24 protein-coding genes and 1 pseudogene are annotated in these 26,397 nt (G+C 61.5%); 10 read left to right on the top strand and 15 right to left on the bottom strand.

The features are described 5' to 3' along the window. Positions 1-292: 292 nt before the first annotated feature. Complete coding sequence (locus tag SB753_RS24795; protein ID WP_027778246.1) at positions 293-562, bottom strand: DUF1488 domain-containing protein; 270 nt, start codon at positions 560-562, stop codon at positions 293-295. Positions 563-671: 109 nt separating this feature from the next. Continuing rightward, positions 672-1,085, bottom strand: coding sequence for a hypothetical protein (locus SB753_RS24790; RefSeq protein ID WP_410802325.1), 414 nt, complete (start codon positions 1,083-1,085; stop codon positions 672-674). A gap of 390 nt (positions 1,086-1,475) precedes the next feature. Here SB753_RS24790 and SB753_RS24785 point away from each other — a divergent pair, with 390 nt between their 5' ends. Together SB753_RS24785 and SB753_RS24780 are read left to right on the top strand one after the other, a co-directional pair. After that, positions 1,476-1,949 carry a GNAT family N-acetyltransferase gene (locus SB753_RS24785; RefSeq protein WP_310070182.1) on the top strand — a complete coding sequence of 158 codons (474 nt, stop codon included), beginning with the start codon at positions 1,476-1,478 and terminating at the stop codon, positions 1,947-1,949. A gap of 36 nt (positions 1,950-1,985) precedes the next feature. Next, the gene (locus SB753_RS24780) at positions 1,986-2,336 is read left to right on the top strand and encodes a DOPA 4,5-dioxygenase family protein (protein ID WP_027778249.1); all 351 of its coding nucleotides are present in this window, start codon (positions 1,986-1,988) and stop codon (positions 2,334-2,336) included. Positions 2,337-2,358: 22 nt separating this feature from the next. Here the strand turns inward: SB753_RS24780 and SB753_RS24775 are convergent, their stop codons facing one another. Both SB753_RS24775 and SB753_RS24770 read right to left on the bottom strand, forming a co-directional pair. Then, positions 2,359-2,670, bottom strand: a complete 312-nt coding sequence (locus SB753_RS24775) for a high-potential iron-sulfur protein (RefSeq protein ID WP_020068722.1) — start codon at positions 2,668-2,670, stop codon at positions 2,359-2,361. Between the two features lie 62 nt (positions 2,671-2,732). After that, a pseudogene (locus tag SB753_RS24770) lies at positions 2,733-3,469 on the bottom strand (nitroreductase). A gap of 205 nt (positions 3,470-3,674) precedes the next feature. Here SB753_RS24770 and SB753_RS24765 point away from each other — a divergent pair. Continuing rightward, positions 3,675-4,670 (top strand): aldo/keto reductase, encoded by a 996-nt coding sequence (locus tag SB753_RS24765; RefSeq protein ID WP_087751916.1) that lies wholly within the window; start codon positions 3,675-3,677, stop codon positions 4,668-4,670. 37 nt (positions 4,671-4,707) lie between these two features. Here the strand turns inward: SB753_RS24765 and SB753_RS24760 are convergent, their stop codons facing one another. The 5 genes from SB753_RS24760 to SB753_RS24740 all read right to left on the bottom strand — a co-directional run bounded on the left by SB753_RS24760 (position 4,708) and on the right by SB753_RS24740 (position 12,757). Then, complete coding sequence (locus SB753_RS24760; RefSeq protein WP_131316517.1) at positions 4,708-5,277, bottom strand: YbhB/YbcL family Raf kinase inhibitor-like protein; 570 nt, start codon at positions 5,275-5,277, stop codon at positions 4,708-4,710. A gap of 42 nt (positions 5,278-5,319) precedes the next feature. Then, positions 5,320-6,231 (bottom strand): ROK family protein, encoded by a 912-nt coding sequence (locus tag SB753_RS24755; protein WP_410802321.1) that lies wholly within the window; start codon positions 6,229-6,231, stop codon positions 5,320-5,322. 4 nt (positions 6,232-6,235) lie between these two features. After that, positions 6,236-7,855 carry a glucose-6-phosphate dehydrogenase gene (zwf, locus tag SB753_RS24750; protein WP_410802319.1) on the bottom strand — a complete coding sequence of 540 codons (1,620 nt, stop codon included), beginning with the start codon at positions 7,853-7,855 and terminating at the stop codon, positions 6,236-6,238. 87 nt (positions 7,856-7,942) lie between these two features. Further along, positions 7,943-10,738 (bottom strand): MGH1-like glycoside hydrolase domain-containing protein, encoded by a 2,796-nt coding sequence (locus tag SB753_RS24745; RefSeq protein WP_410802317.1) that lies wholly within the window; start codon positions 10,736-10,738, stop codon positions 7,943-7,945. A gap of 51 nt (positions 10,739-10,789) precedes the next feature. Then, positions 10,790-12,757 (bottom strand): amylo-alpha-1,6-glucosidase, encoded by a 1,968-nt coding sequence (locus tag SB753_RS24740; protein WP_410802315.1) that lies wholly within the window; start codon positions 12,755-12,757, stop codon positions 10,790-10,792. 212 nt (positions 12,758-12,969) lie between these two features. Between SB753_RS24740 and SB753_RS24735 the strand changes: the two genes are divergently transcribed. Together SB753_RS24735 and SB753_RS24730 are read left to right on the top strand one after the other, a co-directional pair. Continuing rightward, positions 12,970-13,281 (top strand): hypothetical protein, encoded by a 312-nt coding sequence (locus SB753_RS24735; protein WP_408130451.1) that lies wholly within the window; start codon positions 12,970-12,972, stop codon positions 13,279-13,281. A gap of 58 nt (positions 13,282-13,339) precedes the next feature. After that, complete coding sequence (locus tag SB753_RS24730) at positions 13,340-15,502, top strand: phosphocholine-specific phospholipase C (protein WP_410802313.1); 2,163 nt, start codon at positions 13,340-13,342, stop codon at positions 15,500-15,502. Positions 15,503-15,580: 78 nt separating this feature from the next. Here the strand turns inward: SB753_RS24730 and SB753_RS24725 are convergent, their stop codons facing one another. Continuing rightward, positions 15,581-16,696, bottom strand: a complete 1,116-nt coding sequence (locus SB753_RS24725) for a succinylglutamate desuccinylase/aspartoacylase family protein (RefSeq protein WP_410802311.1) — start codon at positions 16,694-16,696, stop codon at positions 15,581-15,583. Between the two features lie 40 nt (positions 16,697-16,736). Further along, on the bottom strand, positions 16,737-17,504 hold the full coding sequence (locus SB753_RS24720) for a transporter substrate-binding domain-containing protein (protein WP_410802309.1): 768 nt from the start codon (positions 17,502-17,504) through the stop codon (positions 16,737-16,739). Between the two features lie 167 nt (positions 17,505-17,671). Between SB753_RS24720 and SB753_RS24715 the strand changes: the two genes are divergently transcribed. Together SB753_RS24715 and SB753_RS24710 are read left to right on the top strand one after the other, a co-directional pair. Then, positions 17,672-18,592, top strand: a complete 921-nt coding sequence (locus SB753_RS24715; RefSeq protein ID WP_410802307.1) for a LysR family transcriptional regulator — start codon at positions 17,672-17,674, stop codon at positions 18,590-18,592. Positions 18,593-18,753: 161 nt separating this feature from the next. Further along, a complete protein-coding gene (locus tag SB753_RS24710; RefSeq protein ID WP_410802305.1) occupies positions 18,754-19,602 on the top strand; it encodes an oxidoreductase in 849 nt (282 codons plus the stop codon). On the opposite strand, the gene SB753_RS24705 is transcribed toward SB753_RS24710, so the two are convergent. The 4 genes from SB753_RS24705 to SB753_RS24690 form a co-directional block, all read right to left on the bottom strand. Then, positions 19,599-20,015, bottom strand: a complete 417-nt coding sequence (locus SB753_RS24705) for a rubredoxin (protein ID WP_410802303.1) — start codon at positions 20,013-20,015, stop codon at positions 19,599-19,601. The two genes, SB753_RS24710 and SB753_RS24705, sit on opposite strands and share 4 nt — an antisense overlap. A 327-nt stretch (positions 20,016-20,342) precedes the next feature. Further along, positions 20,343-21,551, bottom strand: coding sequence for an aromatic ring-hydroxylating oxygenase subunit alpha (locus tag SB753_RS24700; RefSeq protein WP_020068706.1), 1,209 nt, complete (start codon positions 21,549-21,551; stop codon positions 20,343-20,345). A 120-nt stretch (positions 21,552-21,671) separates the two neighbouring features. Further along, positions 21,672-23,123, bottom strand: coding sequence for a glycosyltransferase family 2 protein (locus SB753_RS24695; protein WP_087751919.1), 1,452 nt, complete (start codon positions 23,121-23,123; stop codon positions 21,672-21,674). Positions 23,124-23,176: 53 nt separating this feature from the next. Beyond that, positions 23,177-23,776 carry a cytochrome b gene (locus SB753_RS24690; RefSeq protein WP_020068704.1) on the bottom strand — a complete coding sequence of 200 codons (600 nt, stop codon included), beginning with the start codon at positions 23,774-23,776 and terminating at the stop codon, positions 23,177-23,179. A gap of 327 nt (positions 23,777-24,103) precedes the next feature. Between SB753_RS24690 and SB753_RS24685 the strand changes: the two genes are divergently transcribed. The 3 genes from SB753_RS24685 (at position 24,104) to SB753_RS24675 (ending at position 26,284) form a co-directional block, all read left to right on the top strand. Continuing rightward, a complete protein-coding gene (locus SB753_RS24685) occupies positions 24,104-24,307 on the top strand; it encodes a DUF3562 domain-containing protein (protein ID WP_020068703.1) in 204 nt (67 codons plus the stop codon). 112 nt (positions 24,308-24,419) lie between these two features. Next, on the top strand, positions 24,420-25,523 hold the full coding sequence (locus tag SB753_RS24680; RefSeq protein ID WP_410802301.1) for an NAD(P)/FAD-dependent oxidoreductase: 1,104 nt from the start codon (positions 24,420-24,422) through the stop codon (positions 25,521-25,523). Between the two features lie 299 nt (positions 25,524-25,822). Next, positions 25,823-26,284: a GNAT family N-acetyltransferase gene (locus SB753_RS24675; protein WP_410802299.1), complete on the top strand. Its 462-nt coding sequence runs from the start codon at positions 25,823-25,825 to the stop codon at positions 26,282-26,284. Positions 26,285-26,397: the final 113 nt, after the last annotated feature.

Genomic DNA, 26,397 nt, shown 5'->3' with positions numbered 1-26,397 from the left:
GACCGCGTCGATGGGGCTCGGTGATTTGTCGCTCCATGTAAAACAGTTTATGCGAGCGAGCGCCCGGGCAATTGGGCAAAAGGAAGGGATTTGCCGCGCCAGTTTGACGAATCGGCGTAACAATCGGGGACGCATGCAGGAGGGATGCCGGAACCGCGTGAACGACTCACACGCGAATGGCAAACAGGCAGGCGAGCGAGGGCGCTATCGAGCGCCCGCTCGCACAAGATTCAGCGCGACGAAAGCGCACGCAACGTCATGACGACGATGCGTGCATGGCGATGAACCGTCATTAGCGCGCGGCAAAATCGCTGATCGTCAACAGGACTCTATCGCCGGGACGCGCCAGCATCTTTCTTTCGGCGACAGCAGTGATGCGTTTGCGGCCATCCGCAAACGTTTTCAGCATGCGGTCCTCGGCAGCGCCGCGCTGCAGCCAGAAATGCTGCTCCAGCGCTTCACGCGTTACCGCGCATTCGAGGTCTCGTCCTCGCGCCGAAAGCTGGAAAATCACCGCGCGCCCGTCAGCCGAGACGCTAGGTTCAAGCTCGATAATCTCCATGGCCCACCTCGCAAAGTTGGTTATGCCGTCCGCCGTACTGAAACGGACAACACCGAACAAAACTGAATAGACACGCAAACCGGCGCCGATCTTTCGGCTGATGAATTCCCTACTGTGCTGCCGCTACGTTCATCGTAAGCGAACGCAACGGCGCGTGCATGTCCGCATCTCCCGACAACACTGCCGACGTAGACGCGGGCCGGGCTGCGAGACGAAGCGCCGGCGCAAACACCAGCGCGCTGGCCGCTGCCGGCATGTGCGCCCGGCCGCTCAGCCACCTCGAGCGTTTCCGGCAGAATTCATGCAATAGGGTACTCAAGCCTTCGGACATCGCGTGTGTCCCGCCGCGCACTTCGCGCAACGCGGACGAAATCGCAAACCAGGAATGCGGCGGCCGGAGTTCGTGGCACACCACACCGCGTGAATCGGCGAAACGCAGGCAGCCTGTGTCGGGGTAGAAGACGAGCGTCATCGCGTCGCCATCTATCGCGCGCGTCAGAACATGTGGTTTCGTGTTCAGCATTGTTCGTTGTATGCCAAGTGGCGCCGTTTCCCGGCGTTTCGGCGTGTCGCGCGCGGAGTCTCGAACTCGCGCGCGTAGCAATCCGCGGGTAGGGCAAAAGCAAGGCACATGCCAATCAGCGCTAAACGCGCTGCGCTCATGCTTCGGCGACCCGCACAACGCGTTTGCATCGAGTGTCGCGCGAGCGGCAAACATCGGCGGCGCCTGATGCATCGCGGTTAAAGTCGCGGCGCCGCTTCCGGCTTTCGTGACTCGCACGAGCGGCGACCAACCCGCATTCTCTGCGCGAGCGCGCGCATCGGAACAAGCTAGCATGGTAAAAAAGCACTGGCAGCGTGACAATTCGCGCCCATTCTTACTAACCGGCTTCGCATCCGGCACCGCTCCGACATGTCCGACGACCACGCTGCGATAACCCTGCGCCCCGCCGTCGCGCGAGACGAGCCCTTTCTCTTCGAACTGCGCAAGGCGACGATGACCGAACACCTCGCGCGTGTCGGCGAACCTGCGGACGACGCCGAGCATCGCGCGCGTTTGCTGCATCGTTACGACACAGCGCGTGTCATTTGTGTCAACGGCATGCCTGCCGGCTTGCTCAAAGCGCATCGCACCGATACTGAATGGCTAGTCGTTCAATTGCAGATCGCGCCCGCGCTGCAAAGGCGCGGCATCGGCGAACGAGCGCTCAGCACGGTGCTGCGCGCCGCCGACGCCGACGCATTGCCCGTCGCGCTCAAGGTGCTCAAAGGCAACCCGGCACAGCGTCTCTACGAGCGGCTCGGTTTTGAAATCGTGGGCGAGGATGAAAGACAGTTTCACATGAGGCGCGCGCCGCGCACGTCGGCGGAAACTGAAGCAGAATAATTGGCGGATAACGACTGACCCACCCACAGGCTCGGCATGACTCTTCGTGACACTTCCGTGATTCAAAGCTGGCACGCACATGTCTACTTCGATTCCGCGACGCGCGACAGCGCCTGGGCGTTCCGCGAGCAGATCGAAGCGCGCTGGCATGGCAAGCTGCAGATGGGCCGTTTTCACGAACGCCCGGTCGGGCCTCACCCCATGTGGTCGTATCAAATGGCTTTCGCCCACGAGCAGTTCGGCGAGCTGATTGGCTGGCTCACGCTCAATCACGGCACGCTCGACATTTTCGTGCACCCGAATACCGGCGACGCACTGCGCGACCACCGCGACGCCGCCGTGTGGATCGGACGCTCACATGAGCTTCTGCTCGCCGCGTTGATCTGACGAATGCGCGGCTGCCCGCGATTCACATGTTCGTGTACGAGCTGCACCAGCCGCGCGCGGCGACCTGTTTGTCGCCGAATAGCGTGCAGCCGCCGTACGCGTCGGTAGCCTTGCCCTGAAAGAGCGAACATGTCGCGCAATTCTGACCCGCTGCGTATTGCGGATACTTGGCCTTGTCGACTTTTGACACGTCGTCTTTGTAGCCGAGCGCCTGCGCCTGCGGGTCTGCCTCGCTGAGTGCGTTCGCGCCGGCGGCGAATGCCGCGCGCGAAATCATGAGCGATGAGCCTGCGCTCACGCCCAATAATAAAAAATGGCGGCGCGATGTTTTCATGATTCGACTCCTTTGTACTAGTGGGACGCGCCTGAACCACAGGCCGTTTTATCGCCAGGCGTTCAATCCAGAAACCGCGTGAATCGTTCGACCGGTTCCCGTTCGGAGCGCAGCGCGTTGACCGGCGCGTTTTCGTCTGCGAAGCCGAGCGACATGCCGCACACTAGTTGCTCCTCGGGCGGCAGATCGAGTTGCGCCGCGATCACCTGATGAAACGGCGTGAACGCGGCCTGCGGGCAGGTGTCCAGGCCGCGCCCGCGCGCCGCCGTCATGATGGCTTGCATGAACATGCCGTAATCGAGCCAGCTGCCGCGCTCCATTACGCGGCTGATGGTGAAAAAAGGCCCACCGGCGCGCCGAAAAAGCGATAGTTCTGCGCGTGCTGTTCATGCATGCGCGCCTTGTCGCCCTTTCCAATGCCGAGCAGTCCGTACAGATCCCAACCGATCTTGCGGCGGCGGTCGATGTAAGGAGACACCCATTCGCGCGGATAGTACGGATATTCCTCGCGATAAAGCGTGTCGCGCTCCGGATGATCGTAAGCCTCCAGCAACGCCTGCGACACACGCGCGAGCGAGTCGCCCGTCACCACATAGACCTTCCACGGCTGTGTATTGGTGCCGGAGGGCGCGCGGCTCGCCACTTCGAGAATCGCCTCAATGTCCGCGCGCGGCACGGGCGTCGGCAGAAATGCGCGGATCGAGCGGCGCGTGACGAGCGCGGCGTCCACCACGCTTGTGGCTTCGCTTGCGTTCTGGCTCGTGGCGTGGTTCGTGACTGTGGCGGCTGGGCATGTCATCGTCGAAATTCCTGTTGAAGCAGCAGCAATGCGCTGCAACGATTCTAGCGCGCGCGGCCATTTTCAAGCGGGCAAGTGCGCAGCTTACGTTTGCAATGCATGGCTGTGCGCCTGTCAACGCAACTATCGTTTTGCGTTTATCCTCTTTGCACGCTTCTTGCCGTATTCCCTATCGCAATCCATTCGTTCAATTCCGGAGTTGAGCATGCAATACCGCAAATTCGGCCGCACTGGCCTGACGGTTTCCCGCTTGTGCCTCGGCACGATGACCTTTGGCCTGCAGACCGAAGAAGACGCTTCGCGCCGCATTCTCGATACTGCCGCCGACGCCGGCGTGAATTTCATCGATACGGCCGACGTCTATCCGCTCGGCAGCGACCACAGCGACGCGGGACGCACGGAGGAGATCGTGGGCCGTTGGCTGAAGGGCAAGCGCGACCGCTTCATTCTGGCCACGAAGGCAGTTGGCAAGATGGGCCCTTCGGCATGGGACCAGGGCGCGTCGCGCAAGCATCTACTCGATGCAATCGATGCCTCGCTGAAGCGTCTCGGCACCGACTATGTAGACCTCTATCAACTCCATACCGACGACGCGAACACTCCGCTCGACGAAACACTCGAAGCGCTGGACGTGATCGTTCGCTCGGGCAAGGCACGCTACATCGGCGTATCGAACTTTCTTGCGTACCGACTCGCGCGTGCGCTGGGTCGCGCCGACGTATTACGCGTGGCGCGCTTCGTCTCGGTGCAGCCGCGTTATAACCTGCTGTTCCGCCAGATCGAACGAGAACTGCTGCCCCTGGCCGCGGAGGAGCAACTTGCAGTCATGCCGTACAACCCGCTCGCGGGCGGCTTGCTGACGGGCAAGCACAAGCTCGATGCAGCGCCGCCATCGGGCCGCTTCACTGAAACCGTCGGCAAGGCGGGCGCCATGTATCAGGAGCGGTACTGGCACCAACGCGAATTCGAGACGATCGAGCGGCTCAAAGCGATTGTCGAGCCGACCGGCGAGTCGCTAACGCGCGTGTCGCTTGCATGGGTGCTGGCAAATCCACTGGTCACGTCGGCGATTATCGGCGCGAGTCGCGCCGAGCAATTGACCGATACGTTGGCGGCGTCCGAATTCGTGCTGGACGCCGACATCAAGCAGCAACTCGACGAGGCCAGCGTCGAATACCGGTGGGGCGACGCGGCGCGCTAAGCGTGGCGGGTGATCGTTGGCTTCAAGCCCGCTGCGATCATCGCCCGTATCGAAGCACTGTGCTGGTTGCCGCAATCACGTGATCCTTCATTGCGGCAAGCAGCGCGTCTCTCGTCAAGCCGGCCGGCAAGGCGTCGGGCGCGAGATCAAGTGCATAGACTTGCACGACGTAGTGATGCGGCACCTCGCCGACCGGCGGGCATGGTCCGTAATATCCCGTGCCACCGGTGCGATTCGTCCCACCCACACTGCCAGGCGGCGGTGCGGCTCCCGAGCCAAGCGAGGTAACGGAAGGCGCAATGCCGTAGAGCACCCAATGCACGATGCCTAAACCCTTCGCGCCGTCGGGATCGAAGATGGTCACCGCATAGCTTTTCGTGCCTGTGGGCGAGTTGTGCCATTGCAATGCCGGCGACACGTTGCCGCCGCCGCAGTTGTTGGCGCTGGCCGCGTGAGCCGATTCCAGTGTGGCGCCGTCGGCCAGCCCCGGCGACGTCAAGGTGAACGCCTCAGCCGCATTTGCAGCAGCCACGGTGAAGGCGAGCATCATGCCCACGCCGGCAGACATCAGGCGCCGCGCAGTGCCAACGTAAGCGCGTCGAATCATTACTGCTTGCTCCCGGTTATTCGCCATTGACGTGAGTTCGAATTATTCGAATTTGCCAACGCGCGCGTTCGCTTCGGGAAGCTGCCGCGTTTCGCGCACCGACCGTGGATGCCATAGCCGCGCGCCGCCTTCAATGCCCGCGTCGTTCGAAACCGTCGCCACGTTCGCCGGCAACTGGAATGTCAGGCGTGCCGCGTTGCCGCCGCCGATCCACAACTTGTCGTAATTCACCAGCGATTCGAGGATTCGAATCACTTTTTCAACGCGCCGATTCCAGCGCTTATTCCCAGCTTTTTCGCGAGCGGCGTCGCCAATGTATTCGTCGTAAGCAACGCCTTTCTTGCTCACCGGATGGTGCGCAAGCTCCAGATGAGGCATCAGTTCGCCGTCGCGAAAGAGCGCCGTTCCCGCGCCGGTGCCGAGCGTCAGGACGAATTCAAGTCCTTTGCCTTCAATTGCGGCGAAGCCTTGCATTTCGGCGTCGTTGATCATGCGGACCGGCAAACCACCGAGCCTTTGCGCGAGCAGGTCGGCAAGCGCAAAGCCGTGCCAACCTTCCACGCCGAAATGCGGCGCCGTCAGAATGCGGTTGTTGCGCACCACGCCCGGAAAGCCGATCGACATCAGCGCGGGCGGCGCTTTTGCGACCAGCGGCTCCACGAGTTTCGCCAACGCATCGACGAGTTGATCGGGCGTGCACGGATGCGGTGTCGCGACACGCAAGCGCTCGGTCTGCATCTTGCCGTCCGCGTCGATAATGGCCGCTTTCAGGCCGGTGCCGCCGACGTCGATTGCGAGAATCCGCTCGTCACTCGTTGCTGCTTGCGCAGCTTTGGCCACATTGGCCTGCGTTGCGGCGTTTGTCGCTTTTGTCGCTTTTGCCGCGTTTTTCGCTTTAGCAGCGTTTGCTTTAGATGTCGCCACGGTTACCCCGTATGTGTGGTTGTGCTTCATGGCATTACTTCTTCTGGACCGCGCCCGCTTTCAAAGGACGCCACGCGCGGCCGTCGCGCGCCAGCAGCGCGTCTGCTTCGGCGGGCCCTTCGCTGCCGGCCGCATAGCCGTGCACTGGGACCGCGCCGCCCCCTTTCGGATGCAACACATCGTCTACCGCGCACCAGCTCGTTTCGATGCTGTCGGCGCGCTGGAACAACGTCTCGTCGCCGAGCATGCAGTCGTACAGCAGCGTTTCATAGCCTACGTTCGCGCGTTCCGCGAAAAAATCGCCGTAATCGAACGAAGACTGTACTGGGCCGATCTGCATTACCGGGCCCGGCGTTTTTACGTTGAAGTCGAAGCTCGTGCCGTGCGCAGGGTCGATGCGCAAAGTCAGCACGTTAGGCGTAAGCGCATCGACAGGCGTGTCGCGGAACAGACGAAACGGCACGGGCTTCAGTTGCACTGAAATTTCCGTGCGGCGCGCGGCGAGCCGCTTGCCCGTGCGCAGATAAAAAGGCACGCCGGCCCAGCGCCAATTTTCTACGAACACGCGCGCGGCGGCATACGTTTCCGTCGTGCTGTTCGGCGCAACATCCGGCTCCTCACGATAACCCACGCCTGCAGCGCCTTTTTCGTATTGACCGAACACGACGTCGTTCGGCGTCAGCGGCAAGATGGCGTCGAAAATTTCGGCCTTTTTATCGCGCACGGCTTCCGCATCGAATGAATTGGGCGGTTCCATGGCGACCATGCCGAGCAACTGGAACAGGTGGTTCGGCACCATGTCGCGAAACGCGCCGGTCTGTTCGTAGAACTTGCCGCGCCCTTCCACGCCGATTGTTTCCGCCGCCGTGATCTGCACACTGTCGATATATTCGCGTCGCCATACCGGTTCGAATAGCGCGTTGGCAAAGCGCACGGCGAGAATGCTCTGCACCGTGTCCTTGCCGAGAAAGTGGTCGATGCGATAAATCTGCGATTCCTTCGCATATGAAAGGATATGCGCATTCAGATCGCGTGCTGTTGCAAGGTCGGTGCCGAACGGCTTTTCGATCACGATGCGGCGAAAGCCATCGCCCTCTTTAAGCAACCCCGCCCCGCCCAGATGCTGGACGATCGGTTTGAAGAAACGCGAAATGACCGCCAGATAGAAGATGACATTGCCGCCCGGCGCGTCAGCGAGTTTCTGCTTGAGCTGCGCGAAGGTGTCGGGTGTCTCGAACTCGCCGGCCATATATTCCAGGCGTTGCGCAACCCAGTTCCACGCGTTGTCATCCAGCCTGCCGGCGTGAAAGGTGCTGGCCTTGTCGGCAGCGAATTTTTGCAGCGACTGGTGCAGGTCTTCCCGCCACTCGGCCGTCTCTCGCGCGCCATGATTGACGCCGACGATCTGCATGCCGTTGTCGAGCAGGCCGTCCACCGCGAGGTTGTAAAGCGCGGGCATCAGCAGGCGCTTCGTAAGGTCGCCGCCCGCGCCGAAGATCACCAGCGTGCAAGGCGGCGCTGGACGTTTGCCCGCAGGCGACGGCGGCTCACCTTGCGCGTTCGCACTGACTTTGCAACTGCGCTCCACAGCAACGTTGCCGTCAGCGTCTGCGTTCGAAGGATTAGCGGCTTGAGGATTCGGTGTAGTCGGCATGGGATTCACTTGAAGAAGCCAATGAAACGGACGTGGCAATACTTGAAAGACCACGCCCGCAGCCACACAGTTCAAAACGATAGCGCGCTATTTGACGGAACTTGTCGCCAACGCAGACGCCGTTTCAGGCTCGACCTCGCGTGCCGATGCCGACGGCGCAGTCGGAATCGGCGCGCGCCCGGCCTCGCCCGCGAGCGGCACGCTGCCGGAAGCGGCCATGACACGCGGTTGTAACAGCAGCGCTACCAGTCCGCTCCAGCCGGTTTGATGCGAAGCGCCGACGCCGCGTCCATTGTCGCCGTGGAAATACTCATGGAACAGAACCAGATCGCTGGAACGGGGGTCGGCTTGCAGCAAAGGATAAGCGCCCATTACCGGACGCTCGCCGTTCTTGTTCTTCAGGAACAGCGTGGTCGCGCGGCGTGCGAGTTCGTCGGCGATTTCGCACAGCGAGAACTTCTGGCCCGAACCGGTCGGATATTCGACGCGGAATTCGTCGCCGTAATAGCGGTGGAATTCGTATAGCGATTCGATCAACAGATAGTTGACCGGCATCCACACCGGACCGCGCCAGTTCGAATTGCCGCCGAACACGCGCGTGTCCGATTCGGCCGGCAAGTATTTGACGGTAAAGCTGTTGCCGTTGTGGTTGAAGACAAACGGATGATCGCGGTGGTATCGGGACAGCGCGCGCACGCCATGATCGGAGAGGAATTCGCTCTCGTCGAGCGCGCGCCGCAGAAGCGCTTTCATACGATGCCCGCGCAACACCGACAGCAGCAGCGCGTTGCCCTTGCCCGGCTCGTCCCAGCGCGAAACCAGCTTTGCGAGGTCCGGACGATGCTTGAGGAACCAGACAAGCCGATCCCGCAATCCAGGCAAGTGACCATGCAAGCGCTCTTCGAGCACGTGCACCGCGAAGAGAGGAATGAGCCCGACAATCGAGCGTACACGCATGGGAACGCTGCTGCCGTCAGGCAGGCGCAGCTTGTCGTAGAAGAATTCGTCCTCGCTGTCCCACAATCCGGTATCGCAGCCGTCGTCGCAACTCACGGCCTGCGCGATGTACAGGAAGTGCTCGAAAAACTTCACGCCGATATCGACGAACACATGGTTCGCATACGCAAGTTCGAGCGCAATGCGCATCAGGTCGAGCGCGTAAGCGGCCATCCACGCGGTGCCGTCCGCCTGATCGATGTGACCGCCGGTTGGCAACGGCGACGAGCGATCGAAGATCCCCACGTTGTCGAGACCGAGAAAACCGCCCTGAAAAATGTTGTGCCCGTCGGCGTCCTTGCGATTCACCCACCACGAAAAATTGAGCAGCAACTTATGAAAGATCAGCTCGAGGAAATCGCGGTCTGGCTTACCGGTGAGCGCACGGTCGATTTCATACACGCGCCACGCGGCCCATGCATGCACGGGCGGATTTGCATCGCCGAGCGCCCATTCGTAAGCGGGCAATTGTCCATTTGGATGCTGATAGCGGTCTTTCACCAGCAGCAGTAACTGACGCTTCGCAAACGCTGGATCGATCAGCGCGAACGCTGCTGCATGAAACGCGAGATCCCACGACGCGTACCACGGGTACTCCCATTTGTCCGGCATCGACACGATGTCCGCGTTGCACAAATGCATCCAGTCCGCGTTGCGTCCACGCTTGCGTCCGGCCGCTGGCTTTGGCTGCAAAGGGTCCCCTTCCAGCCAGCGATGCACGTCATACCGGTAATACTGCTTCGACCACAGCATGCCCGCCAGCGCCTGACGCTGCACCAGGCGCGCGTCAGGGTCATTCATGTCGTGCTGCAGCGCGCCGTAGAATTCGTCGGCCTCGCCAATCCGCTTTGCAAAGAGCGCATCGGCGTCGAGAGGCACCGCGTCGGGGCTCGCTTCCGGACGCCAACGCATGTAGACCACCGCGCGGCCGTGCGCAGCGAGTTCGATCGGCGCATGTGCGCCGGCTTTCGTGCCATGCTCGCGACGCACCGCTTGCTGGTCGCCATGCACCAGGTAGTCGTTGAAGCCGTCTTTGAACGGACCTTCGGCCTCCATGTTGAACAGCCGCTTCACGTTGGTGTCGTTCTCGCAGAAGAGCCACGTGACTTGCGGCACGTCGTTCGACCAGGCCGTGACGACGATCGGTTCCTGCCCATGCTGATGACCGATCAATTGCGCGTGACCGTTATGGTCGGTGCCCGCAACCAGCGAAGGTTTGTCCGTGTTCTCTTTCCACGACCACGAATTGCGCGCCCAGATTTGCGGCAGCACATCGAGCGACGCTGGCTCATCCGCGCGATTCTCGATCGTCACGCGCATCACGATGTCGTTCGGCGCATGCTTTGCGTATTCGACCTGCACGTCGAAATAGCGCAAGTCGTCGAACACACCCGTGTCGAGAATCTCGTACTCCGGCATGTCGCCGCCACGTCGCGCGTTTTCCTCGATCAGATCCTGATACGGAAAAGCGTTGTGCGGATACTTGTAGAGCATGCGCATGTATGAATGCGTGGGCGTACCGTCGAGGTAGAAGTACAACTCCTTCACGTCCTCGCCATGGTTGCCCTGCGCGTTCGTGAGACCAAAGAGCCGCTCCTTCAGGATCGGGTCCTTGCGATTCCACAGCGCGAGCGACACGCACCAGCTCAGCGTGTCGTCGCCGAATCCGGCAATGCCGTCTTCGCCCCAACGGTACGCGCGGCTGCGCGCATGGTCGTGCGGAAAGTAGTCCCAGGCTGTGCCGTCCGCACTGTAGTCCTCGCGTACGGTGCCCCATTGGCGCTCGCTGAGGTACGGTCCCCAGCGCTGCCAGTGGGCGCAGTCCGCCGAATGCAGGCGTGAGCCTTCAGTGGTGTCTAACAGATTCGCAGCGCGCAGCGGTGGCATGACAACGTCCTTGCGTCGGGCTTGGCGGAGAGACACACATCGTAGCGCGGTTTAAGCGCCGGTGCGATCCAACCCGGCAAGCAGGTGCTCCATCCGCAGCAGTTCTCCAAGCGACCACGCCTGAAACGGTGTGCCTGCGGGGGCATGCGGCGCGTCGCCGTCAGCAATTTCGGAGATGTGATCGAGACCGGCGTGATCGAGATGCGTGTATAGCGGATCGACAAATCGTGTCCGGGCCTCCCGGCGCGCGTCTGGTGAATCGCCGCGCACGCGCAACCAGGCCTCGACGAACGGCCCGAGCAGCCACGGCCACGCCGTTCCTTGATGATAGGCGCCATCGCGTTCGTAGGGTGCACCACTGTAGCGGCCGCGATAAGCAGGGTCCGACGGTGCGAGCGTGCGCAAGCCGAGCGGCGTGAGCAATTGCGCTTCAACCTGATCGACCACCGCGCGCGCCGCCGCGCCTTCGAGCAATGCAAAAGGCAGACCGCCAACCGCGAAAATCTGATTCGGGCGAATCGAGCGGTCCACGGTGCCGGTTACATGATCCACATCGACGTTGTCGAAAAGCGTCTGCGTGGACGGGTCGATGAAGCGTTTAAGAAACGCTTGCAACGCCTGCTCGGCCGGCCGCTGCCAACGCGAGTTCCACGTTGCTGCAATGCGCAACGCGTTGATCCACAGCGCCTGCACTTCCACCGGTTTGCCGATACGCGGCGTAACGACCCAATCGCCGACCTTCGCGTCCATCCACGTTAGCTGCATGCCGGGCACGCCCGCACATAGCAGACCATCTTCCGCAGACGCCTTGATGTTGAAACGCGTACCTTGCGTATAGCCCGCGAGGATCGCTTCGACCGCTTGCTGCAGACGCTTCATGGTTGCGGCGCCCGCGTGGTTCGTCGCCAGATAGTCGTGCACGGCGACGATAAACCACAGCGATGCATCGACCGAGTTGTATTCCGGTGCATCGCCGTAATCGGGAAAGCGGTTAGGCAGCATGCCCTCGGACAATGTTCCAGACCATTCGAGCAGGATCGCTTCGGCAGCGTCGAGTTGGCCTGTTGCAATCAGCAAGCCGCGCATTGCGATAAACGTATCGCGGCCCCAGTCGGTGAACCATGGGAAACCCGCGAGTATCGTGCGGCCTTCGTTACGCTGCACGACGTAGGCGTCGGCGGATCGTTGCAGACGCGAGCCGAAGGCATTGCGACGTTGTTCTTCGACGGCGGCCAGTTGATCGGCATGGCTCGTTGCCGCAGCGTGTGCGGTCGGCATATCCGACGCACTGAGGATCATCACTGCTTGCGCCCCTGCGAGATCGAAACTGAAGACGCCGGGCGTTGCCAGATCTTCGCTGAAATCGAGCCCGCGCTCGCGCTCCCGGACGTAGCAGAAGTTGCGATACCAATCGGGCGCATGTGTGTAGACGCCGTTCGTCGCCGCATGAATACGCGGCCGATCTCCATACGGTTGCCAGCTTACGCAGCCGGCATTGCTGCCGGTTTGAGCGCTGAAGTCAAACGCGGCGTTCTCATGATGCAGCGCGTGATAGTCGCGGCCCGATAACAGCGGTCGCACTTTCAACGTGATCCCACTTGCTTGCGATGCTGTTTGCGTACGCTGCCATCTCCAGCGCAATACCGTTTCGCACGTCGCCTTGCTGACGAACACTTCAGCTATGACGACGGTTTCCGCATTGAACTGGAAGCGCCATGTCGGCCACGGTTCCGTGGTGAAGTCGAGCATGTTCGCCGCCGCGTCGGGATAGACCACATCGGGCACATAGCGTTGCATGCTGAGTGAATAACGCTCGCCCGGCGCTTCGAGCCATGCTTCGATGCCGTTCACGAGCACAATGCGGCCGCCCGGCGCTCGCGTGGCGCTCAACAGCAACGCGTGGTAACGGCGCGTGCGCAGCGTGCCCACGGTTCCGGATGCGAAGCCGCCGAAGCCGTCGGCTTCAAGCCATTCGTCTTCGAGATGCGTCATGTCGAAAGGTCGTTCAATGCGTGTCATGGCGTGAGCACTCTTGCAAGGCGGTTGCTATGTTTCGGTGTGCCTGAACGTCAAGCAGATGGCGCTAACGTGTCCATTCTCCTACTTATCACTTTCCGGTTCCTTTCGAAGAACTCACAAACGCGAGTCATTTTTCCCACTCGCAAACGTTTCACAATTATTTCTTGAAAGGGTTAGAGACTGCATCCGCTCTCACGAAACTGGATGCAGACATGAGAAGAGACAAACGCCTCGCTGGCGCGCTGTTCGTTGCGCTCGCAACGTTAGCGCTAAACGGTTGCGGCGCGGATGATTCCGCGTCGAGTAATGCGTCCTCATCGCCGGGCGTTGTCGCGAATAACGCGGCGAGTCCAGCGGACTCTTCTCCAACATCTCCTCTCAACGCTTCGGCGACGCTCGCGTCGGACCCCGCCCTCGCGTCCGACGCGATCACACAGAACATGCAAGCCAGCCTCGCCGCCGACAGCCAGCAAGTGGCGCCCGTCATGCATTACGCACCAGGCGACAGCGCGAACAGCAACTGAGCGATTCCACCGGCGCGCGCGGCGCGCTATTCTTTCCCCCCGCAGAAGGTGATATTCGATGACATCAAATAGCCGTCGCCGTTTCCTGCAGACCGTGGCTTCATCCGCCGGCGCTGCCGCCGCGCTGACCGCGCTGCCCGAGTCGATCCGCAATGCGTTGGCCGTTCCCGCGTTTTCGCGCACGGGCACCATTCGCGACGTCGAACATATCGTCGTGTTCATGCAGGAGAACCGCTCGTTCGACCACTACTTCGGCCACTTGCGCGGAGTGCGTGGTTACAACGACCGCTTCCCGATCCCGCTGCCGAGCGGCAAGCCGGTGTGGTATCAACCGTCGAAGGCGGACCCGACGAAACCTGTGCTGCCGTTTCATCTGGATACGTCGACGACGAGCGCGCAATGCGTGGGCGACCTCGATCACAGCTGGTACAAAACGCATGCCGCGATCGATGGCGGCCGCTATGACCAGTGGCCCGCCACCAAGACCGACATGACAATGGGCTACCACCTGCGCGGCGACATCCCGTTTCACTATGCGCTCGCCGATGCGTTCACCGTATGCGACGCGTACTTCTGTTCGCTGCCGGGACCGACGCACCCGAACCGCTCGTATCTGATGACCGGCACCGTGGACCCGACCGGCAAGTTCGGCGGGCCGCTGCTCGATAACAACGATTGGGTGGACGGCGACGGCCCGCCAAACTATCAGTTGCTGTCCTGGACCACGTACCCCGAGCGCCTGCAAGCCGCGGGTATTTCGTGGCAGATCTATCAACAAGGGCTGACCGGCTCCGATCCGTTGAATGGCAATTACGGCACCAACATCCTGCAGAATTTCAGTAACTTCATCAACGCGCAGCCGGGCTCGCCGCTGTATGAACGCGCGCAGACGGTGCGCACGATCGACGATCTGAAAGCCGACGTGCTCGCCAACAAGCTGCCGCAAGTTTCGTGGCTCTGCCCGCCGGCTGCCTACTCGGAGCATCCGCAATACACGCCTGCATACGGCGCCGAATACACGTCGCAGATTCTCGATGCGTTGACGTCGAACCCGGAGGTGTGGAGCAAGACCGTGCTCTTCATCATGTACGACGAGAACGACGGCTTCTTCGATCACATGGTGCCGCCGCAACCGGCGACCACGCCCGCGCAGGGCAAGTCGACGGTCAGCACCGAAGGCGAAATTCACAACGTGGTCAACCCCGGTCGTGGCGGCAGCTATACGGCCGACGGCCTGCCTTACGGCCTCGGCCCACGTGTGCCGATGACCATCGTCTCGCCTTGGAGCAAGGGCGGTTTCGTATGCTCGCAGGTGTTCGATCACACGTCGGTGATCCGCTTCATTGAAACGCGCTTTGGAGTGTATGAGCCGAACATAACCGCATGGCGTCGCGCTGTGTGCGGCGATCTGACGACGGCGTTCGATTTCCGCACGCCGGATTCGAAAGTGCCGCCGCTGCCCGACACGAGCAACTACAAGAGCATTGCCGACAACCAATGCGCGACGCAGCCCAAGCCGACCGTTCCGGCGACGCCGGGCGCAATCGACCCGCAGGAAGGCGGCATCCGCTTCGCGCGCGCATTGCCGTACGAACTGCATGTGAACGGCCAGGCCGACCCGAAGAAGAGCACGTTCGAACTTTCTATCGGCAACACCGGCGATCAGGGCGCGCACTTCTATGTGTACTCGACGAACCGCACGGACGGTCCGTGGCGTTACACCGTTGAAGCAGGCAAGTCGCTCAGCGAGTCGTTCGATCTGACGACGACTAACGGCGCATATGCGTTCGAAGTGTTCGGCCCGAATGGCTTCGTACGCAAATTCGCGGGCAACGTAGCGGCAACGGCGCAAGGGGCAACGCAGGCATCGCAGTTTGGCGCGGGGCATCACAACGAGAAACCCGCTCAGCCCGAAGTGAAGGTGCAATACGACGTCGCGAACGGCAACGTGTTCCTCAAGTTCAGCAACAAGGGCGGCAAGCTCGCGCGTTTGACGGTGACGGACAACGCGTATGGCGCGAGCCCTCGCCCGGTGCTGGTGCCGGCGGGAGCGCATATCGAAGAGGCGTGGGTGCTCGCGGCCAGCCATCACTGGTACGACTTGACGGTGACCAGTAACGACGACGAGAGCTTCTTGCGCCGCGTTGCCGGTCACGTCGAAAATGGCCGGCCGAGTATCAGCGATCCGGCGGCAATCGCGCCGGTGCTGGTGGCGAATTAACAGCGTATCAAGCTTAGGCTTCGGCTGGCCGCGTGTTGTCTGCGCGGCTTGCCGAAGTCTTCTCGCATGCTGGTGTGACTACGCCCCTAACAACACGCCTGTTCTGAACGGCCGCGTTCCTGTCACTCGCCCAAGCGGCGCGCCCGCCGTCACAAAGCGGATCGCGCGACGCATATAAAACACGCCTTCCGTATGACTCGTGAGCGTAGTCGTTTCGTCGGTTAATGGATCGACGATATCGAACAGCGGCTGTCCCACGCGAATCGTGTCGCCAATGTTCGCGCGGTGAATCAGAATGCCGCTCACTGGCGCATAGAACTGCTCACTGCCCGCAAGCGGCGTGGCAGCCGTCAACAGCGGCGGCAGCGGCTTCGCTTCAAGTCGAATAGCTTTGCGCCACACGAGATAGTCGACAATCGCGTCGGCATCCTGCTGTGCGGCTTCGTAGGTCACGTCGCGCTGGCCGCGGCACTCCACCGTCACGGCGATCGCGCCGTTGGGCACCGGCCTGTCGGCGGGCATTTCCTGCTGCAATTGCCACCACAACAGGCTGTGCGTTTCGTCGAACGCCTCGCCGCCCGAGTTGGTTGCGAGCAACGAGGCCTGTGCGCCAAGATAACGCGCGAACGGTTCGAATTGCGGCCACGCCGCCTCGCTCGTGTACAGATGCATCGCGGCTTCGAGCGAGCAGTGCAGATCTATTACGACGTCCGCATCGAACGAGAGCTTGAGCATTGCCAACTGCAAAGACTCGAACTCGGTCAACGGTTTTTGTGCGGCCAGTTCCTCTGCAATCAACCGACGAACAATGCGCACGTTTTCCGCCGCGCCGGCACCTAGCGCTTCGCGGGCCCGCGCAATCAGCTTGGGGAACCGCAGGAAATGCCGGTTGAAGTTCTTGCCGCTCGCGAGATCGAAGCGCCCTAAAAACTGGCCGAGTATGTATTGCCCGAGTCCGACCGGGTTGGCCACCGGCACGAGCACGATCTCGGCATTTAATACGCCCTGCTGTTCGAGCTCCACGAGACGCCGTTTTAATAGAACCGTGGTCAACATTGCCGGCGTTTCGTCGGCGTGCAGCGACGACTGAATATAGATTTTTTCTCCGCTGCCAACCGGACCGAAGTGAAACGACACCAGTTCGCGGTGCGTGCCGATAGCCGGCGAAAGAAGCGGATGCGATTGCCTGTTCATGAGTGGAAAGCTGTCGGTTGAAGAGCAAGACGCGTAGGCATCAATTGCCGTATGGGTCGAAGTCGAAGTACTTCTTTGCGATCTGCGCATAAGTGCCATCTTTCAACATGGCGGCAATCGCCGCGTTGATCGACGCCTGTATCGCCGTCTCGTCCTTGCGCAAGCCGATGCCCGTGCCGCGATCGCCCATTGAAAGCGGTTCGCCGACAAACGCAAAGCCCTTGCCGGCCGGCGTGCGCAGGAAACCGAAATCCGCCTCGACCGAGCCGAGCAATGCGCCGTCCAGGCGTCCGTTCTGCAGGTCGGCGAATACTTCGTCCTGGCTCTTGTATGCGACGACATGCGCGCCGAGCGGCACCCAGTGGCTAAGCGCATAGCCTTCGAACTGCGTGCCCGATTGCACGCCGATCTGTTTGCCGGAGAGTGCCTGCAGGCCCGCAGCGAGCGGCGAGCCTTGCCGTGCAATCAGCCGCGATTTGAATTGAAAGAGCTTCGACGTGAAGAGTATTTGCTGCTCCCGCTTTTGCGTGATGGCCATCGAGGACAGAATCGCGTCGATTTTGCGTGCCTGAAGCGCCGGGATCATCCCCGAAAATTCGAGCTCGACCCATTTGCAACGTGCCTGAATGCGACGGCAAATCTCGTTGCCGAGATCGACGTCGAAACCTTTGAGGCTGCCGTCAGGCGCTTTAGAGTCCATCGGCGGATAGCTCGGGTCAATGCCCAGGCGCAGCGTATTGGACTCAGCGGCATACGCGCTGCAGCTAAACATCAGCGCGGCGCCGAAGATCATCAGCGGAAGTTTCATGGGAGCGGAAGGTTCGAGTGGACGGATCGTGGCCAAGTCATCGTATGCCGGCGCCGCGCTCCATAGAAGTCCCGTTCCGACTATCATGATCATCTTTGCCGATCACAGACGCGGCGTGTGCGGCGCACTACCTTCGCCACCCTGCGAACTACCACACGGACGCTCATATGGCGTTGACCATCTCGCAACTGCGAGCCTTCAAGGCAGTAGCCGAACATGGCAGCCTGCGCGCAGCCTCGCGCGCGTTGGGCGTCGCGCAAAGCGGCATCACGCAGCAGTTGCAGAACCTTGAATCGATCCTGGGCGCCACGCTGTTTATCCGCACGAATCGCGGCATTGCGTTGACCGCGCTCGGCCAGCGGCTGTTGCAGCGCGCCGGCGCGATCATCGGCGAATGCGAACGCGCCGAGCAGGAAGTGCAGCAATTCCGCGGCGACTATGCAGGCGAAGTTACTTTCGGCATGACCACCGAGCCGCTTGTCGACGCATTGGCGCCCGTGCTGATGGATTTCCGCACGCGCTTTCCGCAGGTCGCGCTGCATCTGCGCACCGGCACCTCGCGCATGATGATCTCGTGGATTCGTGAAGGCACGTTGGACTTCGCGGTCGCTCTGGTGTCGAAACATACCGATACTGCCGATCTGTCCGTCGTACCGCTTTATCCGTCCGACCCGGTCATTGTCTGCCGCAAGGGTCACCCGAAATCCGGCGCACGAACGCTCGCGGAACTCGCCGGCTGCGCGTGGATCGCGACGCGCTCACCGAATCTTACCGACGATCCGCAAGTCAACCGCCTGAGCCATCTGTTCGAAAGTCATGGCTTGCCGCCGCCTGAAATCGTCGCGACCGTAGAAGGCCTGTACGAGACCTTGCACCTGGTGGGCGCTACTGATTGCCTGTCGCTGGAGTCGTCGATTGTCGCGAAGCAGGGGCCTTTTGCGAATGCGCTCACCGTGATCGACGTCCGCGAGCGAGCCATCGAGCAGACCGTCTGCCTGCTGCAACGCGCGGCCATTCCTGTCACGCCCGCCGCGCAGGAACTGGCGAGCATGATCGCCTCGTACACACGTACGGTAAGGGCGCGTTGAAACGAAGCCACTTGCGGCGCGGGCGTCGGAGCGCTCCACAGCGAGACCGTCGACCTGCGACTACAATCAGATTCCCCTGCCCGGCGCAAGCAGCATTCAAGGCGTTAGTCAAACGAAAGGCGCAAGGCAAAGTCGCAGACCATCAACAGGAGTTTTCCCACATGATGAATCGAGACAATCCCGTCTGGCTAATTACAGGTTGTTCGACCGGCTTCGGGCGCGAACTCGCAAAACTGGTACTTGAGCGAGGCTGGCGCGCCGTGGTTACCGCACGCGACGAATCCAAAGTAAAAGACATTGCCGAGCCGCACGGCGAGCGTGCGCTCGTTCTGCCGCTCGATGTTACGAACCGCGCGCAAATTGCAGACGTCGTCGCACAAGCCAGGCAACGTTTCGGCCGCATCGACGCGCTCGTGAACAACGCAGGTTATGGCTATCTGGCCGCGATCGAAGAAGGTGAAGACGACGAAGTGCGGGCCATGTTCGAGACGAACGTGTTCGGTCTCGTCGACATGACCAAAGCCGTGCTGCCGATCATGCGCGAGCAGCGCAGCGGCCTGATCGTCAATGTATCGTCGATTGGCGGTCTCACGAGTTTTGCTGCAACCGGTTATTACCATGCGACGAAATACGCGGTGGAGGGCTTGTCGGAATCTCTCGCGACCGAAGTCAAGCCGCTCGGCATCGACGTGCTGATCGTCGAACCCGGTCCGTTCCGAACCAACTGGGCCGGTCCGTCAATCAAGCAATCGGCCACCGAAATCGACGACTATGCGGCCACCGCCGGCGAGCGCCGCAAGCAGACCGAAGCCCGCAGCGGTAAGCAGGCCGGCGATCCGGTGCGCGCGGCGCAAGCGATCATCGACGCGGCCCTGTCGCACCGCCCGCCGCTGCGGTTGCTCCTCGGCAAGACCGCGCTCGAACTGGCGCGCAAGAAGCTCGACTTCATGCGCGGCGACTTCGACGCGTGGGAAGCAACCACCGTGGGCGCCGATTTTCCCGACGCCTAGATTTCGACGAGCGCGAAGTCTTCCTTGCCCACGTCGCACAGCGGGCAGCGCCAGTCGGCGGGAATGTCGGCCCAGCGCGTGCCCGGCGCGATGCCGTCTTCGGGCAAGCCGGCGGCTTCGTCGTAAATCCAGCCACAGATCACGCAGACCCACTGCTTGAAGTCGTCCGCCGAAGCGGTGGTGACGGCCGCCGAGTCCAGCCTGTCTTGTTGTTGCAAGGCAGGCGTGTCGTCCAGGCTGACAACGAGGGGCGCCTGCGTGCCCGAACTGTCCACGGCGAAACGCGTTTGCAGGCTTGCCAGCAAGCGCTGCGCTTCGTCTTGCGTCAAATCGATCCAGTAAGGATCGCCAGCGTTGTTGTTGAGTCGCTCGGGAGAAAACTGGATTTCTAGCGCCACGCCCTTCTTGTACATGAGGGCGTTACACCAGCAGATTGAGCAAAATGGAAGCGATCAGCCCGGCGGCGCCGATGATGCCGAGCAATTGAAGGAGAGTGAGGGGTTTGCGCGATGCAGTGCGGAATTGTTGCGTAGTCACGGAGCGGTCTTTGGAAATCAAAAAAGCGAAATGGTACACGGGTCGCGGTGCGGCGTATGCCGATCTGCGCAAACCTGCGCGTATCGGTTGCCGCCCGCTTTCCACCCGGTTGCCATTATCGCCGGTCGACCGCACTGGATTACTTACACGACGGAGATGAACTAATTCGCGGCGAGGCGGAAAAGCCGCCTGCCGCTCGCCGCTCAGGTTTTCGCGAGCGGGCTGCCGCTGCGTGAGTCCCAGAAACGGATGATTTCCGTGTCGCCGGTGCCTGCACCAACCACCTGATCCGGCGCGCCGCTTTCGCGCAGCAACGCGCGCAGTTCGTTGATGACCGGAAACACTTCGTGGTTCCAGTCGGCGCCTTGCGAATCGTGCGCGCGCTGCTCGGCCTCGACGATCTCGCGGTCTTCCTTGAAGATGCGCTCAGTGAACCACACGAGCAACGGCCACGCGAGATTCAGCACGCCGGGAACGCCTGGCTTGCGAATGGACAGCAGCCCGAAAGTGCGGTTGGTGCGCTGCTCGCGATCGAGCGGCACGTACACGATCCACAGGTCCATGACGAGCGTCTGCTCGGACGTGCGAATCTGCAGCGTCTGATACGGATACTCGGTGCGGATCGTCATCACGTCTTTGTCGTTGTCGCCGCCCGTTTTGCGGCTCTGACCAAACACGATCGCCTCGCCGATCGGCTGCTGACCGGCCATGCGCGCGAACGTGTAATCCACTTCGACCCAGCCTTCGCCGCGCCGCCGCCCGAGCGAACGCGCGCGCATCTGCCCCATCTGGCGGCGATGCAGAAACTGATGGTTCATGTCCATCAGGTTCTCGTGCATGAACGAATAGTGGCAATTCACAGGACGGCCAAAGCGCCGCGTCTTGTACTTCTTGTCGGACACGGAACCAAACGTGGGCAGCGGGCGAATCTCGGCCATTGCCGGGTCGCCGGGAAATACGAAGATCAGGCCTTCCACTTCGCGGCACGGATACGAGCGCACGCCGTTCGGCAAACGCTCGCGTCCAAGGTACGGTACGTCGACGCACTTGCCCGAGCAGTCATAGGTCCAACCGTGGTAGCCGCAACGAATCGACTCGCCGTCGACCACGCCCTGGTGCAACGGCACCTGACGATGCGCGCAGCGGTCTTCGAGCGCGAAAACTTTGCCGGATTCGGTGCGGGCGAGCACGATCGGATCGCCCGCGAACGTCACGCCATGTGTCTTGCCGCGCTTTACTTCGTGTGACCACGCGAGCGGATACCAGTAGTCGGGGTGAATGCCGACGCGGCGCAGGTCGCGGACCGGCGCGCCGCTGGCCGCCTGGCCAAGCGTGGGAGCGGCTTTAGGCGATGTCGCATGCGTTGAGGACGCCTCGACGGTGTCTTGTTCGAGCGGGGGAACAGCATGCATAGTGTAGAGCCTCCGTGCACGTGCGGATAAAGTAGGCGGCCGCATTCGCGCGGCCGCAATCGCGTCAGTCTACTCGAACCGGGGACGGCATGGGTTGCGCGGGGTCAAAACACCGCGCCGCTAGGTCTCGTCGCGAGCCACGAGCCCTGTGCGGCGCTGCACGCCCCACGATCGCCCGCCGCGCAGGAAATGCAGCCAGCCGAGCGCTGCGCCGAGGTGCCGCAGCAGCTGGAAAGTGAAAGGCTCCGCAATCGCAGCCAGCATCGCCATGCCCATACTGGAGCCGCTGCGCTTGCCGGTCCAGCGCCGGTAAAGATGGACGCTCCACAGGTAAAAAGCGAGGTCGATCGCTGTTTTCAGGCCGATTACACTGAAGATCGACACGACGATTGCGCCGTGCCTGCCGAACACGAACGCGAGCAGCAATCCGAAAGCGGTCAGGCCGTAGATGGGCTGCATGGTATCGAGCGCCTTCACGGGCAGCATCAGCATGCCGAGCGTTCCATAGCGGCGATTGCCGGTCATGTCGCGGTTCCAGTACTGCGTTTGCAGGAAGCCCGCGAACCAGCGCCGCCGTTGCCGCAGGAAGCTGCCGAGGTTGTCTGGCGCATCGGTTTGCGCATGCGCGTCGCCGACCACTCGCACGTCCCAGCCGAGGCCATGATCGACCGAATAGCGGCGCAGCCGGTGTATCAGCTCGTAGTCTTCGACCAGGCACTGCGGATCGAAGCCGCCGACGTCGAGCAGCGCATCGCGCCTGAATGACGCGAAGGCGCCCGACACCAACAGCAGACTGTCCGCGCGCATCCACGCAAAACGCGCGATGAAATTGCGCATGTACTCGTAGGTCTGGAACCATTGCAGCACACGGCCAGACGCGGACTTGCCGCAAACCGGCACCAGCAGGCCGGCGGCAGCGACAAGCTTGGGGGCGCTGGCGAAAGCGGCGCGCATTGCGTAAGTGGCGTCGTCGTCGAGAAGCGTATCGGCGTCTACGGTCATTACAATGTCCGTGCTCATCACGGTGATCGCGGCGTTCAGCGCGCGCGCCTTGCCGCCGTGCGGCATGCGCAGCCAGAAGAGATTGGGATGAAGCGAACTGGGCGCGCTCAACTTCCCCTCGGCCGGCGCGACGAGGCCGAAGCGTTCGGTAAGCAGCGCATGCGTGTGGTCGGTGGAGCCGTCGTCGGCAATCACGATTTGCGCTGGGCCGTGAACCTGCCGCAACAGCGCCGCAATGGTGACAGGCAGCACAGCCGCCTCGTTATGCGACGCGACCACCACGCCGATGTCCGGCAAGCTGCGCCGATCGTAGTCAGGCTCGAGCGGCGCCGCGCGACGCATCAGCGGCAGTGTTTTCCATGTGACGAACGCGAGCAGCACGGTGTCGTAGATCACGTAGGCGATACCTGTGGACCACGCCACCACGCCGTGCAGAAAGAACGCACGCGCGAACAGCAGCAGCCACACGGCGACAACGCTCGCATGAATCAACGTGCTCGAAAGCGTCGTGCCACGCGACACGATACGGGGCGATGCAAGCGCGAACGCCTGTTCCAGGTTCTGTTTCAAGGTGACTAACGAGCCGGTCGTTGCTGCGGTTTGAGGAATGAGCGAAGCGGTGCTCAGGGCATCATGCGCTTGAGAACCGACTTTCGATCGATCCACTGGTGCTTCAGCGCGCCGCCGATATGCATGGCAAGCAACGCATACAGCGCGTAACCCAGCCACGTATGCAACGCGCCAAAGCGGTCGTGCAGCGTCTCCTTTAGCGCGGGATCGAGGTTCATCACGTAGCCGATACGCGGCCACGGAAACAGATCGAACAGACGCATTGGATGCGTGGCCGCGTCCTTCCATGCGGAATCGTGCAGCCAACCGGAAAGCGGCAGCCCGATCATCAGCAGATACAGCAGAAAGTGCGCGAGATGCGCGGCGACTTTCTCCCACGACGGAAACTCGCGCGGCAACGGCGGCGGCTTGTGCGACACGCGCCACAGAATGCGCAAAAGAGCTAGACCGAGCACCGTGATGCCGATGGACTTGTGTGTATTGATTACCGGGCGCACCCAGTCGTCGGGTAGCGAATCCGCGCTCAAAGCAAGCGCGACGTTGCAGATAATCAGCAGCGCAATAAGCCAGTGCAGCGTGATCGCCGTGCGCGTATAGCGTGAGGGCGCGGTTGTTCCGGCCTGGTTGCTCAATGGTTCGGCGTGGATATTCATAAGTGGTGCGGCCTGAGAGGGAATCGTTGCAAAGCTTTCTATTAGCCGCTCGTCAGCGGCGCGCCATTCATGAGACAAGAACCCCCGAGTGTGCCGTTTTATTCCGAAACCCGCAGAATGATCTGTTTCCGATTATTTCAAGCGGCCTTCAGCGTCGAGCGTTCGCGCTAAGTCAGCGAAACGCTTACCGCAAGAAAAAAATCTCTGTGGTAGATGGCGCGCGATAGACCGATTCAATTGGCGGCGGCGAGAATCACGTCCTCTAATAAAAAGCCGCGTGCATCGCCGCGCTCGCCCGTTCAACCGCTGCCAGTCTGGAGAGAATCAATGTCTCAGCCCGAGCCAAATGTGGACGAAGTGGTCAGAAGCATTGCTGAGGAAACCGACACGCCGCCGGAAACCGTCTCCAGGATGTACGCCGACACGTTGGCCGACTATCGCCACGACGCGCGAGTGTTCGATTATGTGCCGCTCTTCGCGGCCAAGAAAGTCCGCAATAAGCTGCGCGACGCTTCGCATCGAAAGCATTGAAAGCGTTGTGTTATGCAATATCAATCGTCGGCTGAATGGACTTCGATAGGCTCAACGCAGCAATTATTTTCCCGCGCTAGACTTGATCCGGTTTAACTACCGGAGGATTGGTATGCGGGTGACAATTGTTGGCGCTGGAATCGTCGGCTTAAGTACGGCGTGGTCGCTCACCAAGCTGGGGCATGACGTCACGTTGATCGAGCAGGGCTCGATCCCCAATCCGCTTGCCGCGTCGCGCGACGCGCACGGCATGATTTGCCGCGCCCATGACGGTGCCAACGGCCATGCGGAAACGATCGCTGAAATGTTCGATAGTTGGGACATGCTGTGGGACGACCTCGGCGTGTCCCACTACGCAAACTGCGGCGTGCTCGGCATATCGCAATTCCCGGGAGACAGCGGCGAGCAATTGCGTGTGAGCTTCGACCGCGTGGGCTTCGAATACGAACGGCTCGACGCCAACGAAGCCGCCGAGCGTTACCCATTCCTCGACGCCGCCACGTTTCGCTACGCATATCTCGACCGTGACGGAGGCGCGCTGTTCTGCGCGCGAATCGCGCACGACATCAAAGCGTGGCTCAGAATGCGCGGCGTCGACATTCGCATGCACACGAAGGCAGTTGCAATCGATACGGCCGCGGCACTCGTGCATATCGACGACGGCACCGTGGTCCAGGCGGATCGGCTCGTGGTAGCGACCGGCGCGTGGACGTTGGGGCTCCTTCCCGCGCTTGCCGACAACCTTGCGATTCGCCGCAGTCTCGTCGCCTATTTGACGCCGCCCGCAGACCTGGAGACCGCGTGGTCGAATGCACCGGCGATAGTGGATACTGGCGGTCGGAGCAACGGCTATGCATTGCCGCCAATCGACGGCGCCGATCTGAAGTTCGGCGCATGCGCACTGAAGAAACCGGTGCCGGATGCAGAAGCCGACCGCACTACAGAGCCCGGCGAAGGCGGCCGTTTGCGTCAACTGTTCGCGCCGCCGTTTAGCCGCATCGACGAATACGCGGTCACCGAGGTCGAAAGCTGCGCTTACACGTTCGCGGCGGACCAGCGGTTCTTTTCAAGGCGCGTCGGCAAGGCACTCGTGGTGTCCGCCTGTTCGGGACACGGCTACCAGTTCGGCGCGGCAGTGGGGCTTCGCGTCGCGCATGCAGTTCAGACCGATGACGACGCCGCACTCGTGCAATGGCTCAGGGCCGAGACGGTTTGATAACGCGATGACCGACGCGAACGGGCTTTCCGTTCTGCATCATGGCGACATCGACGAGCAGGCGCTGACACGCGCTGCATCGAATCCTGTGGGTCGTGACGTGACAGGGCAGCGGTCGTCTTAGCGTCGGCTTCGCGCTTTTACGACGATGCGTGGTCTCAAATCCGAGGCACGCTGTGGAGCTAACAATGGCCGGCTGATTTTCTTATGCTTGCGGTTTGCGAGCCGGCGTCTGCTTCGATACGTGAAAGCAATTCATGGCGTTGTGCGATGGCTCGCTTATCGACAAGGAGCCGCGCATGTCCGACACGATTCAGATCCGCCCCGTCACACACCAGGATTTCGATGCCTGGTTGCCTCTATGGGATGCGTACAACGCATTCTATGGCCGCTCGGGCGACACGGCGCTGCCGCGTGAAATCACGCATCTTACGTGGAGCCGGTTTTTCGATTGCTACGAACCGATGCATGCAATGGTCGCCGAACGTCATGGCGAGCTGGTCGGCATCGTGCATTTTCTTTATCACCGTCATACGACGCTGGCGGGGCCAATCTGCTATTTGCAAGACCTGTACACGTCGGAGTCCGAGCGCGGCAAGGGCGTGGGGCGCGCGCTGATCGAAGCGGTGTATGAGCGGGCGAAGGCCGATGGTTCGCAACGCGTGTACTGGCAAACGCATGAGACTAATCACACCGCGATGCGGTTGTATGACACGGTGGCCGACAAGTCGGGGTTTGTGGTGTATCGGAAGCAGATGTGATGCGTGCAGGGTGGTGACGGAAATGCCGAGGGCACCGCATAAAACAAAAGGCGCACCACCCAGTGCGCCCTTCGTCCCCTGCAATTGGGGCACTACATCACCGCCCACCGAAA

The sequence above is a fragment of the Paraburkholderia sp. SIMBA_053 genome (assembly GCF_046534895.1).
GTDB classification, from domain to species: Bacteria; Pseudomonadota; Gammaproteobacteria; order Burkholderiales; family Burkholderiaceae; genus Paraburkholderia; species Paraburkholderia caledonica.
Note: the sequence above shows the minus strand (reverse complement) of the source record. Positions and strands in the feature narration are given on the sequence as shown.

Bases quoted from the DNA above. Each gene is read 5' to 3' on its own strand.
- SB753_RS24795 (WP_027778246.1), bottom strand. From the start codon at position 562: ATGGAGATTATCGAGCTTGAACCTAGCGTCTCGGCTGACGGGCGCGCG.
- SB753_RS24790 (WP_410802325.1), bottom strand. From the start codon at position 1,085: ATGCTGAACACGAAACCACATGTTCTGACGCGCGCGATAGATGGCGAC.
- SB753_RS24785 (WP_310070182.1), top strand. From the start codon at position 1,476: ATGTCCGACGACCACGCTGCGATAACCCTGCGCCCCGCCGTCGCGCGA.
- SB753_RS24780 (WP_027778249.1), top strand. From the start codon at position 1,986: ATGACTCTTCGTGACACTTCCGTGATTCAAAGCTGGCACGCACATGTC.
- SB753_RS24775 (WP_020068722.1), bottom strand. From the start codon at position 2,670: ATGAAAACATCGCGCCGCCATTTTTTATTATTGGGCGTGAGCGCAGGC.
- SB753_RS24765 (WP_087751916.1), top strand. From the start codon at position 3,675: ATGCAATACCGCAAATTCGGCCGCACTGGCCTGACGGTTTCCCGCTTG.
- SB753_RS24760 (WP_131316517.1), bottom strand. From the start codon at position 5,277: ATGATTCGACGCGCTTACGTTGGCACTGCGCGGCGCCTGATGTCTGCC.
- SB753_RS24755 (WP_410802321.1), bottom strand. From the start codon at position 6,231: ATGAAGCACAACCACACATACGGGGTAACCGTGGCGACATCTAAAGCA.
- zwf (WP_410802319.1), bottom strand. From the start codon at position 7,855: ATGCCGACTACACCGAATCCTCAAGCCGCTAATCCTTCGAACGCAGAC.
- SB753_RS24745 (WP_410802317.1), bottom strand. From the start codon at position 10,738: ATGCCACCGCTGCGCGCTGCGAATCTGTTAGACACCACTGAAGGCTCA.
- SB753_RS24740 (WP_410802315.1), bottom strand. From the start codon at position 12,757: ATGACACGCATTGAACGACCTTTCGACATGACGCATCTCGAAGACGAA.
- SB753_RS24735 (WP_408130451.1), top strand. From the start codon at position 12,970: ATGAGAAGAGACAAACGCCTCGCTGGCGCGCTGTTCGTTGCGCTCGCA.
- SB753_RS24730 (WP_410802313.1), top strand. From the start codon at position 13,340: ATGACATCAAATAGCCGTCGCCGTTTCCTGCAGACCGTGGCTTCATCC.
- SB753_RS24725 (WP_410802311.1), bottom strand. From the start codon at position 16,696: ATGAACAGGCAATCGCATCCGCTTCTTTCGCCGGCTATCGGCACGCAC.
- SB753_RS24720 (WP_410802309.1), bottom strand. From the start codon at position 17,504: ATGAAACTTCCGCTGATGATCTTCGGCGCCGCGCTGATGTTTAGCTGC.
- SB753_RS24715 (WP_410802307.1), top strand. From the start codon at position 17,672: ATGGCGTTGACCATCTCGCAACTGCGAGCCTTCAAGGCAGTAGCCGAA.
- SB753_RS24710 (WP_410802305.1), top strand. From the start codon at position 18,754: ATGATGAATCGAGACAATCCCGTCTGGCTAATTACAGGTTGTTCGACC.
- SB753_RS24705 (WP_410802303.1), bottom strand. From the start codon at position 20,015: ATGTACAAGAAGGGCGTGGCGCTAGAAATCCAGTTTTCTCCCGAGCGA.
- SB753_RS24700 (WP_020068706.1), bottom strand. From the start codon at position 21,551: ATGCATGCTGTTCCCCCGCTCGAACAAGACACCGTCGAGGCGTCCTCA.
- SB753_RS24690 (WP_020068704.1), bottom strand. From the start codon at position 23,776: ATGAATATCCACGCCGAACCATTGAGCAACCAGGCCGGAACAACCGCG.
- SB753_RS24685 (WP_020068703.1), top strand. From the start codon at position 24,104: ATGTCTCAGCCCGAGCCAAATGTGGACGAAGTGGTCAGAAGCATTGCT.
- SB753_RS24680 (WP_410802301.1), top strand. From the start codon at position 24,420: ATGCGGGTGACAATTGTTGGCGCTGGAATCGTCGGCTTAAGTACGGCG.
- SB753_RS24675 (WP_410802299.1), top strand. From the start codon at position 25,823: ATGTCCGACACGATTCAGATCCGCCCCGTCACACACCAGGATTTCGAT.